This window comes from Desulfobacula phenolica (assembly GCF_900105645.1).
GTDB lineage: Bacteria > Desulfobacterota > Desulfobacteria > Desulfobacterales > Desulfobacteraceae > Desulfobacula > Desulfobacula toluolica.
Map to the genome: position 1 here is coordinate 360,173 of NZ_FNLL01000001.1, position 16,620 is coordinate 376,792.

At 39.5% G+C, this 16,620-nt stretch carries 17 protein-coding genes; 10 read left to right on the forward strand and 7 right to left on the reverse strand.

All coding sequences use genetic code 11. From position 1 onward, the window contains the following. Window positions 1–28: 28 nt before the first annotated feature. The gene (locus BLT94_RS01550; protein ID WP_092229752.1) at window positions 29–1,456 is read right to left on the reverse strand and encodes an aminopeptidase; all 1,428 of its coding nucleotides are present in this window, start codon (window positions 1,454–1,456) and stop codon (window positions 29–31) included. Window positions 1,457–1,556: 100 nt separating this feature from the next. Continuing rightward, window positions 1,557–2,099 carry a hypothetical protein gene (locus tag BLT94_RS01555; RefSeq protein WP_092229754.1) on the reverse strand — a complete coding sequence of 181 codons (543 nt, stop codon included), beginning with the start codon at window positions 2,097–2,099 and terminating at the stop codon, window positions 1,557–1,559. A 235-nt stretch (window positions 2,100–2,334) separates the two neighbouring features. On the opposite strand from BLT94_RS01555, the gene BLT94_RS01560 reads away from it, so the two are divergent. Beyond that, the gene (locus tag BLT94_RS01560) at window positions 2,335–2,814 is read left to right on the forward strand and encodes an LPP20 family lipoprotein (RefSeq protein WP_092229756.1); all 480 of its coding nucleotides are present in this window, start codon (window positions 2,335–2,337) and stop codon (window positions 2,812–2,814) included. Next, a complete protein-coding gene (locus BLT94_RS01565) occupies window positions 2,795–3,760 on the forward strand; it encodes an OmpA/MotB family protein (RefSeq protein ID WP_092229758.1) in 966 nt (321 codons plus the stop codon). Before BLT94_RS01560 ends, BLT94_RS01565 begins: the two co-directional genes overlap by 20 nt. 57 nt (window positions 3,761–3,817) lie before the next feature. On the opposite strand, the gene BLT94_RS01570 is transcribed toward BLT94_RS01565, so the two are convergent. From BLT94_RS01570 to gspG, 5 genes are read right to left on the reverse strand one after another with little or no spacing between them, the layout of a single operon-like run. Next, window positions 3,818–4,960, reverse strand: coding sequence for a type II secretion system minor pseudopilin (locus BLT94_RS01570; protein ID WP_092229760.1), 1,143 nt, complete (start codon window positions 4,958–4,960; stop codon window positions 3,818–3,820). After that, the gene (locus tag BLT94_RS01575; protein WP_092229762.1) at window positions 4,950–5,687 is read right to left on the reverse strand and encodes a PulJ/GspJ family protein; all 738 of its coding nucleotides are present in this window, start codon (window positions 5,685–5,687) and stop codon (window positions 4,950–4,952) included. Before BLT94_RS01575 ends, BLT94_RS01570 begins: the two co-directional genes overlap by 11 nt. Then, the gene (locus BLT94_RS01580; RefSeq protein WP_175530234.1) at window positions 5,684–6,142 is read right to left on the reverse strand and encodes a type IV pilus modification PilV family protein; all 459 of its coding nucleotides are present in this window, start codon (window positions 6,140–6,142) and stop codon (window positions 5,684–5,686) included. Before BLT94_RS01580 ends, BLT94_RS01575 begins: the two co-directional genes overlap by 4 nt. A 28-nt stretch (window positions 6,143–6,170) precedes the next feature. Continuing rightward, on the reverse strand, window positions 6,171–6,677 hold the full coding sequence (locus tag BLT94_RS01585) for a pilus assembly FimT family protein (protein ID WP_175530235.1): 507 nt from the start codon (window positions 6,675–6,677) through the stop codon (window positions 6,171–6,173). After that, window positions 6,670–7,116: a type II secretion system major pseudopilin GspG gene (gene gspG / locus BLT94_RS01590; RefSeq protein WP_014956894.1), complete on the reverse strand. Its 447-nt coding sequence runs from the start codon at window positions 7,114–7,116 to the stop codon at window positions 6,670–6,672. The genes BLT94_RS01585 and gspG overlap by 8 nt, the downstream gene beginning before the upstream one ends. 280 nt (window positions 7,117–7,396) lie before the next feature. Between gspG and pilM the strand changes: the two genes are divergently transcribed. The 8 genes from pilM to BLT94_RS01630 all read left to right on the forward strand — a co-directional run bounded on the left by pilM (window position 7,397) and on the right by BLT94_RS01630 (window position 16,619). Next, window positions 7,397–8,872, forward strand: a complete 1,476-nt coding sequence (gene pilM, locus BLT94_RS01595) for a pilus assembly protein PilM (protein ID WP_092229768.1) — start codon at window positions 7,397–7,399, stop codon at window positions 8,870–8,872. A gap of 26 nt (window positions 8,873–8,898) precedes the next feature. Continuing rightward, window positions 8,899–9,426, forward strand: a complete 528-nt coding sequence (locus BLT94_RS01600; protein ID WP_139168960.1) for a type II secretion system protein M — start codon at window positions 8,899–8,901, stop codon at window positions 9,424–9,426. A gap of 17 nt (window positions 9,427–9,443) precedes the next feature. Then, the gene (gspN, locus tag BLT94_RS01605) at window positions 9,444–10,316 is read left to right on the forward strand and encodes a type II secretion system protein GspN (RefSeq protein ID WP_092229772.1); all 873 of its coding nucleotides are present in this window, start codon (window positions 9,444–9,446) and stop codon (window positions 10,314–10,316) included. Next, window positions 10,313–11,197 (forward strand): type II secretion system protein N, encoded by an 885-nt coding sequence (locus tag BLT94_RS01610; protein ID WP_092229774.1) that lies wholly within the window; start codon window positions 10,313–10,315, stop codon window positions 11,195–11,197. Before gspN ends, BLT94_RS01610 begins: the two co-directional genes overlap by 4 nt. 186 nt (window positions 11,198–11,383) lie before the next feature. Then, window positions 11,384–13,324: a type II secretion system secretin GspD gene (gene gspD / locus BLT94_RS01615; RefSeq protein WP_092229776.1), complete on the forward strand. Its 1,941-nt coding sequence runs from the start codon at window positions 11,384–11,386 to the stop codon at window positions 13,322–13,324. A 13-nt stretch (window positions 13,325–13,337) separates the two neighbouring features. Further along, window positions 13,338–15,050 (forward strand): type II secretion system ATPase GspE, encoded by a 1,713-nt coding sequence (gene gspE / locus BLT94_RS01620; RefSeq protein WP_092229778.1) that lies wholly within the window; start codon window positions 13,338–13,340, stop codon window positions 15,048–15,050. 7 nt (window positions 15,051–15,057) lie between these two features. Continuing rightward, window positions 15,058–15,444, forward strand: a complete 387-nt coding sequence (yidD, locus tag BLT94_RS01625; protein ID WP_139168961.1) for a membrane protein insertion efficiency factor YidD — start codon at window positions 15,058–15,060, stop codon at window positions 15,442–15,444. Further along, the gene (locus BLT94_RS01630) at window positions 15,441–16,619 is read left to right on the forward strand and encodes a tetratricopeptide repeat protein (RefSeq protein ID WP_092229782.1); all 1,179 of its coding nucleotides are present in this window, start codon (window positions 15,441–15,443) and stop codon (window positions 16,617–16,619) included. The genes yidD and BLT94_RS01630 overlap by 4 nt, the downstream gene beginning before the upstream one ends. Window position 16,620 lies beyond the last annotated feature (1 nt).

The following is a 16,620-nucleotide window of genomic DNA, read 5'->3' on the forward strand; positions in this document are numbered from 1 at the left end:
AAAATAATGGGTATTTGTTTTAAAAAATTCATCTGTTTTCAGCATAAAAGGCTTTATAACCAAGGTATGTCATGTATACATCCGCCTTGCTTGCAACTTCAAACGGTGAGTGCATGGAAAGAATCGCAGGGCCGCAGTCCAGCACATTCATTCCGTATTTGGCAAGGAATTTTGCCACTGTACCGCCGCCGCCCTGGTCTATTTTCCCCAGTTCTCCTGTTTGCCAGACAATGTTGTTTTTATTAAATATTTGTCTGATTTTGCCCACAAACTCTGCACCTGCATCACTTGATCCGGATTTTCCTGCCACACCTGTAAATTTTGTCATACAGATACCAAATCCAAGTTTTGCAGCATTTAATTTTTCGTGAACCTCTTTAAAATCAGGATCCATGGCAGCATTTACATCGGCAGAAAGACAAGATGAGTTGATCAGGGCTTTTCTAAGAGAGCGGTTGTCCGTATCCTGGTTACTGATAAAAAGCAAATCAGACATAAAATCTTCAAGAAAGCTGGATTTTGCTCCGCTGTTTCCCTCACTGCCGATCTCTTCTTTGTCAAAAAACATGGCAATGGCGGTTTTATCAGAAGATTGCTGATCCAGTAATGCTTCAAGGCTTGTATAAGCACATATCCTGTCATCCTGGCCATAGGACCCTATCATTGATTTGTCAAATCCGACATCCTTTGCTTTTCCTACAGGTACGGCTTCAATTTCCGCACTGACAAAATCTTCTTCTGTAATCTTATATGTTTCATGTAAAAGATTTAATACCCCTAATTTGAACCGGTTTTTTTCTTCATCACTTCCCAATGGTATGCTTCCGGCAATCAGATTTAATTTTTCCCCTTCAAATGCGTCTGATAATTTTTTGTTTGCCTGGATTTTTCCGGCCAGGTGAGGCAGAAGATCGGTCACGGTGAAAACCGGGTCATCCGGGTCTTCGCCAATTGTGATATCGATTGTTTCACCATCGGATTTGATGATTGTTCCATGGAGTGCCAATGGTATGGCCAGCCAGTGATACTTTCTAATCCCACCGTAATAATGTGTTTTCATCAATCCCATGCTCAAATCTTCATAAATGGGGTTCTGCTTTAAATCAAGCCTGGGTGAATCAATGTGGGAAGCAATGATGTTGGCACCAAAGACAAGTGGTTCTTTTCCCAAAACAGCCAGGGCCACACACTTCCCCTGAAAAACTTTATAAACTTTTTTTGCAGAGCTTGTTTTGTTTTTAAGCAAAGTATCAATATCAACAAATCCTCTGGCCTTTGCAGCCGTAATGATTTGCCGGGCAGCCTCTCTTTCGGTTTTGGATTTATTAAGAAATTGTTTATAGGTTTCATTAAATTTAAACAGGTCTGATTTTTGTTGTTTATTCAACTGATCAAAAACCAGGGGGGATTTTTTTAAAATAGTGTCTTTTATTTTTTTTAACTGGGCTTTATTCATTTGATCTGTCCTTTTTGCTTGGGGACAGATTTCAAATCTGTCCCCGCTGTCGATTTGAAATTTGTCTCTGGAAATCTAATTATATTGATATGACCTTTCATTATTTTAACAATTGAAAAAAGTCATAAAATATCTGTTTGATTTTATGCTTTATATTAAGGTTTTTCCATTTATCCGGAAAAGCAATGGGACAAAACTCAATTTGAACTTCATAAAAATGCTTATTCTGATCCTCATGGTAAGTATTTTTCAGGATAATTAAAGGGGGTATGATGATCCCCTCATAGCTTATAACTGTGTCATAGCCTTTTGTTTTTACGGATTTGAGCCCCTTATTGGCAAGAATTGTTTTTAAAGAATTTTCTCTGATCCGCTTTTCAATAGATGTTTTTGATTCTCCCGGAGTGGTAGATATCAAGCCTGCCGTGGAAATTCGAGAAAATTTTTCCGCCCTGAAATCATTTTCTGCCGGGACCATCAATAAATTATCATTTGTTATTCTGTTTTTTGATGATTTAACATCATATCTTATATAGTATTTTCCAATCCCTTCATCCGCATTTATTGTGCTGATGGGTGCGATGAAAAAGAATTGAACCATAACCATTGTGTATGTCAACAGGTATTTGTAATATTCAGGCATGATTTTTATCATGTGGTCTTTATTATATGGTCTTTTAGTCTTGTTTTTATATGTTGCCTCTTAGTTGTGTTTTTTTATAATGACAATTTATCATGGAAGTGATCCGTACGGATTAAAGTTAACAGCAACTCCTGACGATTGCTATCAGTACCATAAAAAAATGTCGGGAATCAATGTTAAATGGGTTTGCTTCCGGTTTGTTGGTTGGGAATTTTTTTTAAAATAGGGAAGAAAAATGAAAAAAACAAGCATTATGGTATGTGGACTTTTTTTTTCCGTCTTGTTTTTTTCAGGATGCAGCAGGTTTAACATCTCTTCCATTGCCGTAGGCCCGGGTAATATATGTGGTATGGCAGGTGGCGAGGGGTATGATCAAAAAATGGTTGCATTCCAGGTCATCGGCAAAGGGCTTGAACCTGAAAACGCGCTTTCAAAAGCAGAGGCTGTTTTAATGGCCCAAAGAGCTGCTGTTGCAGATGGATATCGGCAGCTTGCGGAAAAGGTCCATGGGGTTTATGTTGACGCCGTTATGCAATCAGGACGGGGCATTATAACTCATGATGCAATTCGGGTTCAGACCCAATCATGGCTCCGGGGTGCGGAAATTATGGAAATTTATCAGGGTGATCATGGAATCACAAATGCAAAATTACGCTTGAAAATAGCATTAAATCATACAGTTATTGGAGGTTGGAATGGGATATCGTTTGATTAACCATAAGCTTATGACAGGTGTTTTGATTTTTTTATTGATCATATACCTGGGTTTGCCTTCCCTTGTTTGGAGTGCAGGGTTTCAGGAACAAAAATTATTTGACGGGGATTTTTACTCAATAAAAGAGTTGATTAAAAAAATTGAGACTCACAATAAAGAACTTAAAGTGATTGATCATCAGATAAAAGTCGTTGAAAAAGATATTGACTGGTTGGTGTTAAAAATAAATCAAATCCGGGATTCAGGACGAACCGTATCTTCAAAACTCAAAGACGCAATTACAATAAAAGAAAAAAAGAAGGATGTATTGCATAAAAACAAAAACAGGATAGAATCCCTTGTGCGGTATTATTCTGCAGCAGTTTCCAAAAATAATAAGCAGAGCCTGGTTGAGAATATTTTGAAAAAAAACGGTTCTGAAAATCCTCTTCCTGAAAAATCGGCTATTCTGAAACCCCCGGCCCTGATTGAGCATAAAAGTGTGGCTGATTTAAACAATAATGATAATCAGATCAGTAAATCAGATCTTCAGGCAGCCATAAATAAATCGGATTTGGGCGACTGGGTGGAAATAGTCGGAACAGGTACATGTCTTCAAATGAAAACCATACTGCCGATTCTGTTTTCAAGCGGCAGTGCCGATGTTGCAGGCGAATACAAATCTTTTTTTAAAAAACTGGCAACCTTTTTAAAACCTTATGACGTTAAAATTCTTGTAAACGGATATGCAGATACGGTTCCCATTAAAAATAAAACATATCCGTCCAATTTTGAACTGGGTGCAAAAAGGGCGGCAAATATTGTTCATCTGCTGATAAATTCCGGGCTTAAGCCGTCCATATTTAAAATAGCATCCCCAGGGAAATATCGATTTTCAGCAAAAGGAATGTCAAAACAGAAAACCTTTGAAAGACGTGCAGAGGTGACGGTCGTTTTTTCAGGGTGATTGCCTCGTTTTGGGTTCTGATAATCCTCAATACCCAGAGAACCTAATACCCAATACTTAATCAATCTGCTGTCTGAGTGTCTTGCAAAACCATTTGCCGTTTTTATCCTTTTGTCTTTTGACAAAACTTTTTAAAACAAGAGATCTTCCTTTTAAAAGGGCATGGGATTCTATGGAAAAAATATCACTTGAATAGGTGACTGTTTTCGCTATCTGTTCTGTTTCCTTTTGGGTTAAACCTGCAATACCCGCATACCAGTTCTTAACGGACAGGTCATTGGCATAGCCGCTTTCCTCATCCGGTTTCATAAGACGGTATTCACTGATACTTTCTGCAAGATCCTGTTTGTCAAAAGGAAGAATTGCCGCAATAACCTTGATAGGGGCGGTATTAATATTTATTTTTCCTGAAAATTGATAATGTTTATTTTTGCTGTTCTTGTTTTTTTCAGCACCAAAAACAGTGAACAGGTCATCCAATTGCAATTCTTTTTTCAGATCTTTTTGATCAAAAAACAGAGAGTCAATATTCTCTGTTTTTGAAAGTAAATTGTTTGATATGCCTTTAACAAAAAACAGTTCATTTAAATCAAAAAATTCCCTGTTGGCACATCTATAAGGGGTTTTAAGGGATTCATAATAGGAGGATTCCGCACCTGAAATTCCCGTGATCATATCTCCATCTTTGTCGTCCAACCAGTCAATGAGGCAATTTGTGATTTGCCTGGGATCTCTTTTGTCTTCAGACTTGTCTTTGCTGATAAAAAAGGACAGAAGAGTTTCACAGATCTGCTTTTGATCCTGATTGACTTCATGGCCGGGATAGTTATTGATCAAAGCATTGATCTGAAGTTTACCCATCTCATCATTAATTTTTAATTTGATATCACCCTCATCAAATGCAAGGGAGTGTATTATTTTGTCCAGGACTTCAGTATCCGACCATTCCTCCTGAACCGAATCAATATGATTTTGATTCGCATCTTTCACAAGGGCGGCTTTTGCTACATTGATGCCGGATTCGGCCATTTCCATTAAACAATAGTCTGTTTTACCGGTTTGTGCTGCAATGGTTCTGATTTTAACCCGACGATTAAGTTCCAGTGAGATTGTAAGAAGAATGGCAATAATGGAAAGCGTTATCAGCAGGGCCACGCCGTTTTCATTTTTCAATATGTTTACAAGAATTTTACGATTCATTTTTTTCCCTTATTAAAGGCAATACAAGGGTAGTGGAAAAACTATTTGATCGTTCTCCTGATTTTTCACCCGATCTTCCTGGCTTTTGAATCACAAGTTTGATTCTTATGGCATAAGGAGTGGCATAATCAAAATCAGAGGAATCAGAATCCCAGTCTTCATGGGATTTGCCGTCCTGATCTATAAAAATCAGCTCAAATGCCTTTACCCTTTCACATAACAGCGGATCATGTTTGGTTTTATTTTCCAGGCTATCATCAAAAAAAACAGATCCGATATCAGAGCGTTTCAGAACAATGGTTCCATTTTCCAAAGATTCCACATAATAGTTGATAATTCCAATCCTGCTTTGTTGACCCCGGTTAAAAGCAATATGTTCAAATGATGCAAACCGCAGTTGAGTATAAGAATTTCCATCAAGAGAAATGGTTTTTGATACAAACCTGAACCGGTCCGGATCATCCGATCCTTCCATGTCCGGGGGTCTGTATACGGGGTCTTGGGTCAGACACAGAGACATGAGATCTTTTTTGATTCTGTCCATGGCAGCCTGGGCCATTTCATAATCATCCAGCCCCGTGTTAATGGGATCAATATGGGATATGATGATATTAAATGAGGCAAACAGCGTTGAAACGGCTATGCCAAAGATGGTGACGGCCACCAGGACTTCGATCAGAGTGAATCCCTTATGCCGGTTTGATCTTGTCATCTTTGATTTTGTCATTGGGATATGAATCTTAAGGATTTGGCGGTGTAATGATATTCACCATGGTTGTAGAGAATCGTACAGACAATTTCAACAAGCAGCCTGTCATTGTCATCCGGGTTCCCGGAATACAGATCTTCAAAAGCAAGCGCTTCATGATTTATGTCAAAGGCGAAACCCGGGAAGTCCTTCAGGTAATCACTTACGGCCAAGGGGGTAGTATCAGTTGCCATGCCGGTTTCCCATTCCGCGATTATTCTCTGGGCAAGAAGCGGTGCTTTGGCATAAAAATTTGAAGCAATATTCATGGCTACGGTCTGGGTATGAAGTTTTATTACACTTGTAAATGCAATGGCGATAATGGAAACAGCCACCATGATTTCAAGAAGGGTGAACCCTTTTTGATTCGCTTTTATATGAAAACCTTCAAAAATCCAAACAGCGACTTTTGTGTTTTTTTGTGGGCAAATCAAGGAGAAATACCCGGTCTGCCTTTGGCAGTTAGTCAAATTGAATATATCTTTCATAAATGTTGACTTTTTGAAGAAAAGGTTGGATTAAACATGAAAAAGTGTTTCCGTCATTGTCTGAAATATGGATGATTGCATGATCCGAATATCCTTTTTTGTAAAATTGAATACATAGGCCATTGTCGGCTTCCTGCCCTTGGACATTGAAGTCGACTCCGTCAAGACGGACATCTTCGGGCAGTAAAAATTCACAAATGGTTTCGCCGTCTGATATGTCAGGATCAGGTTGGGTTTCTTTGATGCTTATGGTGTTTGTGTCCGGGCGTATGCACATAAACAGATTTTTTCCCTGATGCCGGGATTCTGTTTTTAATTTGCCGACATTGAAAATAATCCAGTTCAAGGTGGTTTCAGTATCACTTCTGAAAATTTTCCCGCTGAATTCAGGAACAGCAAATGTCATCATGATACTGATGATAAAGAGAACCACAATCAGCTCCATTAGTGTGAAACCGGAATGGGGTGATATTCTATTCAATTTCCCAGCTTTTAATATCCTTGTTCTTATCTTCTCCGCCCGGCACGCCATCCGCCCCATAGGAGATGATATCATATTCTCCGTGAATTCCAGGACTCAGGTATATAAACTGCCTTTTCCAGGGATCTTTTGGCAGAGTTGATTTTTCAAGATACCCGCCCTTTTTCCAGTTACCCGTACCTTCTTCTTTGTCCGGCGGCTCAATCAGGGCTTTAAGCCCCTGCTCGGTTGTGGGATAGTCTCCATTGTCCAGTTTGTAAAGCTGCAACGCCGTAGTAAGGGCTGCAATATCAACCTGTGCTTTTACCTGCTTTGCGTCGTCGGTTCTTCCCATCAGCTTGGGCATGATCATTCCGGCAAGAATGCCAAGGATGACAATGACAACCATTAATTCGATCAAAGAAAAACCCCTGATATTGGTCACTGTTTTTTTAACCATTTTTTTTTTGTCCTCTATCGAGCCATTTTGTTTCTTTAAATAACTGCCACGGGCAGACATGCTATTTCACCTTGGTTTGCCCACAATAAAACAGGAAAGTCATGGTTTGGATTTTTCAAGACTTTCATATAAAATTATTTTATCGCTGGAAATCAAACCTTTCAAGTTTATTTCACAGCTTGTATCAGATAATTGAATTATTGAATAGGGTTGCATAAAACTAAGTTAGAGGATATAAAATCAGCTTAAACTTCCTATTTGCCTTTTTGTGGAAAAAAATATGAGCAGCAGAGTGTTGACAATTGATATTCAACAGAATCAGATTGCATCTGTTTTATTAAGCCATGGCCTTAAGGGGATTCGTGTCGTTGAGGCAGCCTGCATCACGATTGCTCAGAACACAAATGGTCAAAAAACAAACGGAGCGCCCTCTTTTCAGGAGGTTAAGGACGCACTTAAGCAAATCCTTATAAAAATGAATACCCGGTATGACAGATGTATTATAAGCATTCCAGGTATTTGTTTTTTTTTCAGAACAATCGACCTGCCATTTAAAAACAGAAAAAAAAACAGCCGGATTTTTTCTTTTGAGCTGGAGCGCTATCTGCCATGGCCGGTTGAAGAGATTGAAGCTGATTTTTGTATGCTTCATAAAAATTTTAATAGCTCTATGGACACTAATATGGCAGGGGTTGCAGGCATACAAAATAGTTGTCTGGAACCGTTCAAAAACCTTTTTGACCAGTGTGGTGTTCATCCTGATGTGGTCACGGTCGGAAGCGGTTATGCAGCCGCCTTTGTATATGCCGGAACGGCAGACCTACCTGACTTTTATTGTTTTATTCATGCAGAACCCCTTATGGCATCCATCCATTTAGTGCGGTTTGGTGAAATGGCTTTTAGCAGAGCTTTTTTATTGGATTCCGGTCACCCGGTTGGGTCCGTAAAAACAAATCTTATCCATACATTTTTGTCCTTTAACGAATCAATCGGCAATCAGCTTGAACTCAAAGATATTATTATATCGGGAACCGCTTCTTTTCTAAAAGAGCTTTGTGGTGATATCGAAAAAGAAATGGCTGTACCGGTTCATGAATTTGATCTTTTCAAGCTTGAAAAGCTATCTTTTGTATCAGGACAATTTTCTGACTCTCATACCAATTTTTATCAAAATGCAATTGCCATGGGTATCAACGAAATAAAAGGTGCTGAAATATTTAATTTCAGCCGCCAGGTTTCGAATTTTACATTGTTTTATCAGGAAAACAAATTTAATATAACAGCGGTTGCTGTTTTGTCTGTCTTGCTTTTTCTGGCATGGACGATTAATCCTATTATACAGATTAACCGGATGCAAAACAGTATAGAGCAGCTTGACAAAAAGGTCATTGGAGTTTTTAAATCGTGTTTTCCGGATGTAAAAACAATTGTTGATCCGGTCCATCAAATGCAGGTTAAAGTTTCTGCCTTACAGGAAAATAAAAATACAAATTTTTTGGGTGAGCATCTGCTTTGCATTGATGTGTTAAATGAAATAAGCAAATCCTTACCGCCTTCTTTAGATATCGTTTTTTCACGACTTGTCAGAACAGAAGATCAGTTGCTTTTAAGCGGAAGTGCGGATCAATTCAATACCATTGATAATATGAAAAATAAATTTGAAAATATTACGTTGTTTAGAGGTGTTGATATACAGTCGGCCTCAATGGACAAAACAGATAAACGTGTGAAGTTTAATCTGAAGATTGTACTCTGAATTTAAATCTTAGGAGAAAGTATACTTTGGCTTTAAGAATGAACCGGCGGGAAAGGTATTCTGTTTTTTTTGCTTGTATTCTAATACTTGCCGTCATCGTGTATCAGTTTGGAATAGCTCCGTTTACAGAAAAAAAAAAGCTTTTTGAGCGGCAGTTGGCATCCAAAAAGACAGCGCTTGTGCAAATTAACCGCTTAAAGTCGGAATATGAGAGCTTCTTAAATAAGAATAACAATTTAAAAAAAATAAATTCCCAGAGAGAGAAAGCATTTACATTGTTTGCATTTCTTGAAAAGCTTGCCGTTAAAGCAGGCCTTGATGGGAATATTGATTATATGAAACCGTCGTCCTCTTTGGATAAGGCGTCAAAAATTGAATTATCCCTGGTTGAAATGAAGTTAAAGTCAATAAAATTATCCCAGTTAGCAGCATATTTGTATCTTGTGGAAACATCCCAAAATATTGTTTTTGTCAAACGTCTTGCCATCTCCAGGGATGGGAGAGATGAGGGTTATATCAGTGCTGTTCTTCATGTCGAGACCATAAGGAGCTGAAAACAGAAGATTGTTGAATGAAACTTAAAATTTTTGGATACTTTATATTTATTGCCGTTTGCCTCCTTTTTTCTTTATATGTCCATTTTCCGGGTAAGACTGCAGCAAAATATATTGAACAAATGTTGTCACAGATACATCCCGGCGTAACTTTACGGATTGATACGCTTAATCCTTGTTTTCCCCCCGGTCTAAAGGCAGATGCTGTTCAAATCCATTATGCCGGTGTCCCCATCGCAACTCTTGACAACTCCAGATTGTTTTTTGATTTAACCACATTTTGGGGCAATCCTGTGACAGGCACATTTAAGGCAAATGTTTTAGATGGTGCCCTGTCAGTTTTTATGCGTCTGTCAAAGGAAACAAAAGGAGATGCCGGTGTTGAAGCTGTGCTTGACAATTTTAAATTAGAAGATATACGTCTGGGTGAACTTTTGTCAGACGGTCAATTGTCAGGAATACTCAATGGAACCCTGACCGCAGTTTTTGAGCAGGGCAATATTCTTCAAAATAAAGGAGACCTGAATTTTGCAGATCTGGTCTTGCAATTCCCAGAAGCCTTGTTTTCTGTTGAAACCTATTCTTTTTCTTCCGGAAAGTTAAAATTTTCCATGTCTGAAGATCATCTTGTCAAGGTAGAAAATTGCAGTTTAACGGGTCGGCAGATAGATCTGCATTTATCGGGTATAATCAGTATGGCCAAAATATTTCAAAACAGCCGGTTGAACCTTAAGACCAAAATTGTATTGTACCCCTTGTTTTTTATGAATGCGGGAGATGAAATGCCGGTTGATGTGTCAAGAACAGATTCCGATAATGCCTTTATTCATCTGCGGATTGGCGGAACCATTCAATATCCGATAATTACCATTGACCCGGGGATCAAATGAAGCAAGTTTTTACAATCATAAATTTGGTGTTAATCTTTTTTATTATTGATTTTTCCGTATCAGGCTTTTATACATATTTTTCAACAGAATTTGAAACCAGTGATGATTTCAAAACCGTTGATGTTCAGCTTCAACCGGTTGAAAACAAAAAAAATCAGAATCAATCCTATTATAATGCCATTACCGTGCGTGACCTTTTTAAAACAAAAAAAAATGCAATCCCTGAAAAACAAATATCCTCAAAATCTGCATCCGCTCAAAAGATCAGGCTAACCGAGCTTAAGCTTGAGCTTAAAGGTACGATCACAGGCAATGGATCAGAACTTTTTGCAGTTATTAAGAAAAAGGGTGAAAAAAAAGAAGAACTTTATAAAACTGATGACATGATTGATCGGGCCGTTATAAAGGCGATATTCAGAAAAAGAGTTGTCTTGCTGGTAGATGGAAATGAAGAAACTCTTCTCATGGAAGAAAGCAAGCCTAAAGAAATTTTTAATAAAGGCCCTGGTGTTTTTTCAGGCGTTCCTGCCGGGGGGGGGCGTGAGAGAATTTTTGATACCGTCAAATTAAAATGGGCAGATGTAAATGGCTTGGCTAATGATTTAAAAAATATACGAAAACATGTCAGGGTTCGGCACCACTTTTATCGAGGCAAAATGGATGGATTTAGGCTGAGCAATATTAAAAACGACTCGATTTTTTATGAAAAGCTGGGATTGAGAAATGGTGATGTTGTGGCGGGTGTTAATGGGGAAGATGTCAAATCTATAGTTGATTTCACAAGGTTATATAATGATTTTAAATTATTAGGTAAAAATGACATGGTTATTCAAATAAAACGCAATGGAGTGACAGGGGAGATTAGATATTCACTTGAGTAACTGCCACGGTCATAACTGATATTTAATACGGGTTTGTTCGCAACTTGCTTATTAAAGTATATTGGGCGGATTTTTATATGACTGCCACGGGCAGACCTGTTATTTCAGCTTGGTTTGCCCACAACAAAGATTGAAAGTCACTGTTTGGATTTTTTAAGACTTTCATATAAAAAGGTATGTTGAATTATGAAACTGTTACAGAAAAACAGTAAATTTTTATTTGTTATTTCAGCTCTTTGCTGGATAATTTTTAATTTAAGTCTGGTTGTTGCTGAGGAAAATAAAGAGGACAATAAAGAACAAAACGCTCAGCAGAAATATGTCTCTATTGATTTTAATGATGTGGATATACGGATTTTTATAAAGTTTATCAGTGAATTGACTAATAAAAATTTTATTGTTGACAACAGGGTTAAGGGGACGGTGAATATTATATCTCCGGGCAAAATTACAAAGCAAGAAGCATACAAAGTATTTGAATCCGTGCTTGAAGTGAATGGGTTTACTGTGGTAAAGGCAGGTGAAATTTCAAAGATTATTCCTATGCAGATGGCCACGTCAAAAAATGTAGAAACACGATTTGAAAAAGGTTACGGCGGAACTGGAGATAAAATTGTGACCCAGCTGATTCCGTTAAAATACGCAGACACAAATGAAATTAAAAGGCTTTTTGTTCCTCTTGTGTCCAAAACAAGTGTGATACTGGCATACGCGCCCACAAATACCCTGATTATAACGGATGTGTATTCAAATATTAACCGGCTGGTGAAAATCATTACAGCCATTGATGTAAAAGATGTGGGGCAACAGATATCTGTGATACCGGTCAGCTATGCCGATGCCCTCAAGCTTGGGAAAACACTGAATACGCTTTTCCAGACAAAAACAGCAAAGGGCAAAAAGACAGCCTTGGATCAGATGGTCAAAATCATACCTGATGAACGAACAAACACCCTTGTTCTCCTGGCCAACGAGTTTGATACTGTCAAGGTCAAAGAACTGGTAGAGATCATGGATAAGCAGGTGCCTAAAAGCGATTCAAAAATCCGTGTTTTTTATCTTGAAAATGCAAACGCAGAAGAGCTGGCAACCGTACTTCAGTCGCTTTCCGGCAAAGCATCTGTCCAGGAAAAAGGAAAAAAAACAGCCCCGGTGGTGTCTGATACAGTTAAAATTACAGCGGATAAGGCCACCAACAGCCTGATTATCATGGCTGAAAAAGATGATTATCCTGTGCTGGAAACCATTATACAAAAGCTCGATATCCCCAGGCCCATGGTCTATATTGAAGCCTTGATCATGGAAATACGAGATACGGATGACTTTATGCTGGGGGTTGAATGGATGGCCGGAATGTCTGCCGGCAGTGTTGATGGAAATGATGCCGGTGTTTATGGAGCATTTACCAGTGAAAGTTCAAGCAATGGAATTTCTGCTTTGCCGACCATTACCAATAATATTCTTAATGTTCCCGGCGGTTTTGCCCTGGGAATCATGGCGGAAAATATAACCATTGGCGGGATTTCCTTCCCCAATCTTGGCGCTGCTATTCGGGCCATGAAAAAAAATGAAAAAGTGCAGATCATTTCCACCCCTCAGATCATGACCACGGATAATGAGGAGGCTGAGATCAGTGTGGGTGAAAATATTCCGTATAAGACAACCAGCGGTTCAGGTGATCAAAATTATGAAAATTTTGAATACAAAGACGTGGGTGTGACTCTGAAAATCACACCCCAGATAAGCCAGGGGCGTTTTGTCAGGCTGAATATTTATCAAAAGGTTGAAAAGGTTGCATCAACTGAAGAAAACACCCCCACAACCTTGAAACGAACGGCTCAAACCACGGTTGTGGTAAAGGATGCCGCTACCGTTGTTATTGGAGGATTGATCGGGGAAGACCTGACATCAACTGATTATAAGGTGCCTTGTCTCGGGGATATTCCATTTGCTGGGAATTTGTTTAAATCAACCGGCAGGAAAGGGGTCAAGACAAATCTGTATATTTTTTTGACTCCTCATATTATTGAGAATCCTGTTGAGGCGGAAACCGTGTACCGGGAAAAACATAAAGAGATTTCAAAGGTCAAGGAGAACACCATTAAATTATACAAGGATAAAAAATAGCAACAGGCAGGAGATGAAAATCGAAACGCTTTCCAATATACTGCAAAACCGGTTCGGCATACCAGAGGATATGGTTGCGACGGCAAGAGAGTCTGCTAAAAAGCAGGGTGAATCACTTCAGGACGCTTTGATAAGAAAAAAGATTGCCCCGGAAAAATTAATTTTAAAAGCTCTTGAATTACAATATGATATTCCTTTTCAGGAGAGGCTGGATGTGCAAAATATCCGATCCGGCTTTACCCGGATCATTCCGATTCATTTTTTTAAAAATTATCATATCGTTCCTCTGATAAAAAACGATGAGCAAGGAGAACCGTCTGCCCTGGAACCGGTCATTGTTGTGAATGACCCCTCATCCCTGCAGGCAGTGGATGACCTGGTTTCCATATTGAAGATTGAAAAGTATCAACTGGTGCTGTCCACCAAAGGTGAGATTCTTTCGACTATTAATAATCTTTACGATAAAAAGAGCGACAATGCCCAGAAGATTGTGGATGATATGGAAGGTGATGACAGCATCATCAATGAGATCGCTCAGACGTCGGATCTGTTGGATGATACCAGTGATGCTCCCATAATCAAGCTTGTGAATCATATGATTTCCCAATCAGTGAAAGCAAAAGCCAGTGATATTCATATTGAACCGGGCCGGGACAGTTTGAAAATACGGTATCGGATTGACGGCATCCTTTATGATCTGCTTGAGCCGCCAAAAAGGATACAGGCCTCCTTGATCACGCGGATTAAGGTCATGGCAGATATGGATATCGCGGAAAAACGGCTTCCCCAGGACAACCGCATTGAAGTGCGTATCGGTAATAAGAATGTTGACATCAGAATTTCATCCATTCCCACCACCCTTGGCGAAAGGATCGTCTTACGCTTGCTGGATAAATCCAGTTCCCTTTTGACCTTGTCGGAGTTTGGTATTGACCAGGAACGGCTTAACCTTATCCGCAAACTTTCCTCCATGCCCAATGGGATTATCCTGATGACAGGTCCGACGGGCAGTGGAAAAACAACCACATTGTATGCCATGCTGTCGGAAATTAACAAACCGGATATTAATATTATTACCGTGGAAGATCCGGTTGAATATAAGCTTGAAGGAATTAACCAGATCCAGGTGAATCCCAAAATCGGCCTGACCTTTGCCAAAAGCCTCAGATCAATTGTTCGGCAGGACCCGGATGTGATACTGATCGGAGAGATCCGGGACCATGAGACCTCTTCCATTGCCGTGCAATCGGCTCTTACCGGCCACCTGGTGCTGTCAACCCTTCATACCAATGATGCAGCCAGTGCCATTACCCGTCTGGTGGATATGGGGATAGAACCCTTTTTGATCACTTCGGCTGTGCGGGCTGTGATTGCCCAGCGCCTTATCCGGGTGTTGTGCCATGAGTGCAAAGAACCCTGTCGTCCTGATGCTCTGGCCCTGAAAAGCATAGGTCTGACAGAGGCAGATGTTGCTCAAAAAAATATTTTCCAGGCAAAAGGGTGCGGCAAATGTTTTCATACCGGATATAAGGGACGGATGCCGATATTTGAAATTCTTGTTATAGATAAGCATCATAAATCTCTTATTTTAAAAACCTCTGATTCAACAAAAATAAGGGATCTTGCCCTTGAACAAAATATGACAACCCTGCTCCATGACGGTATTGAAAAAATATTTAAAGGTATGACAACCATTGAGGAAGTGTTACGTGTTACCCAGGTGTAATTTGTGTGTGCTTTTACAACTATTTGGTATCCGCGTATTTAATATCCGGACATCTATTGCCTGGGCATTCATTGTTTTGATTCTGATTCCTGCTTCTTTTGCATTTTCTATGGAAACGGCTTCTTTGAACCATATTCCGGGCCTTATTGGTTTTTATCAGGTCTATATCTCGCCGGTTGACGGTGATCGGTGTCCCATGGTTCCGTCCTGTTCTACCTATATAAAAAACAGCGTCAAAAAACACGGGGTTTTTATGGGATGGATAATGGGAATGGACCGGCTGGTCCGTTGCGGCAGGGATGAAGTTAAAACCTCTTCTCCGTTATGGATAAACGGGAAAAAATATATATACGATCCGGTTGAAAATAATGATTTTTGGTGGTCGAATAAATGAACAGTATTTTTTCAATCATGGTTTTTATTCTTTCTTTGGCGATACTTTTATTTTCTCCGGTCAGCGTATTCCCGGCAGATGTGGTGATGGCAGATGTGGTTATGGTGGATGCCCAAAAACAGTATCAACTTGCACAGACCTTGTTTGAAGAAAAAGAGTTTTCTGCTGCTGCCCATGAATATATTCGGTTTTTTCATTTGTTTCCCCATCATGAACGGGTGGTTGAGGCCAGATATAACACTGGAGTTTCTTTTTTTAATGCGGGTCGGTTTGACGATGCTGTAAGGCATCTTGCAGCAGTGGCTGAATTGGGAACGGATTTGAAATTTGTCCCAGATAGACTAAAATCAGGTAGAACAAAATTTGATGGAACAAAATTTGATGGAACACAATCCGGCCTTGCAGTCGACGCCATGTTTAAGCTAAGTGAAGTTTATGTGGCCATGGATAAACCCGGCATGGCCGTATCTGTTCTCCGAAACCTGGTAACGCTGACCCGGGCCGGTGACTTGGAGATAAATTTGAAATCCGGGGCAGATTTTATATCACCATTGCCATTGGAAACAGATTTGAAACCGGTCCCCGGTGGAACACAATCTGTCTCAGAAATTGGCAGTATTGGTGACAGGGCCTGCTTTGTGCTGGGATGGCTACTGCTTGACAAGGCAGATGTGTTAAAATCCCGGAGTGATTATCCGGTATACCCGGTCCGGGAGGCTGAAAAATATTTTTCAATGATCAGCCTTGAAGGTAAAAAAAAATACCGGATGGAAAACAGTATCGCTTCTCTTGAAAAAATAGGTCAATTAAAAAAGAAAATCCCTGCTGTGGCAGGTGCATTGTCCGTTGTCCCCGGGGGCGGGTTTTTGTATTGTGAAAGATATCAAGACGCCCTGGTCTCCTTTTTGTTGAATTCGTCTCTTATGCTGGCGGCCTATGAATCATTTGAAAACGACAATAAGTTTCTGGGTGGAGCGATCTGTTTTGTCGAAGCCGGTTTTTATACCGGTAATATTTACGGGTCTATCACCAGCGCTCATAAATACAATCAAACAAAACAAAAACAGTTTATTGATAGTTTGAAACAAGACTATCGTGACCATAAAAATAAAGTATCGTTTCATCCCGGTTTTGTAAAAAACGGCATGGCATTCATGTTGAAATATAAATTTTAAT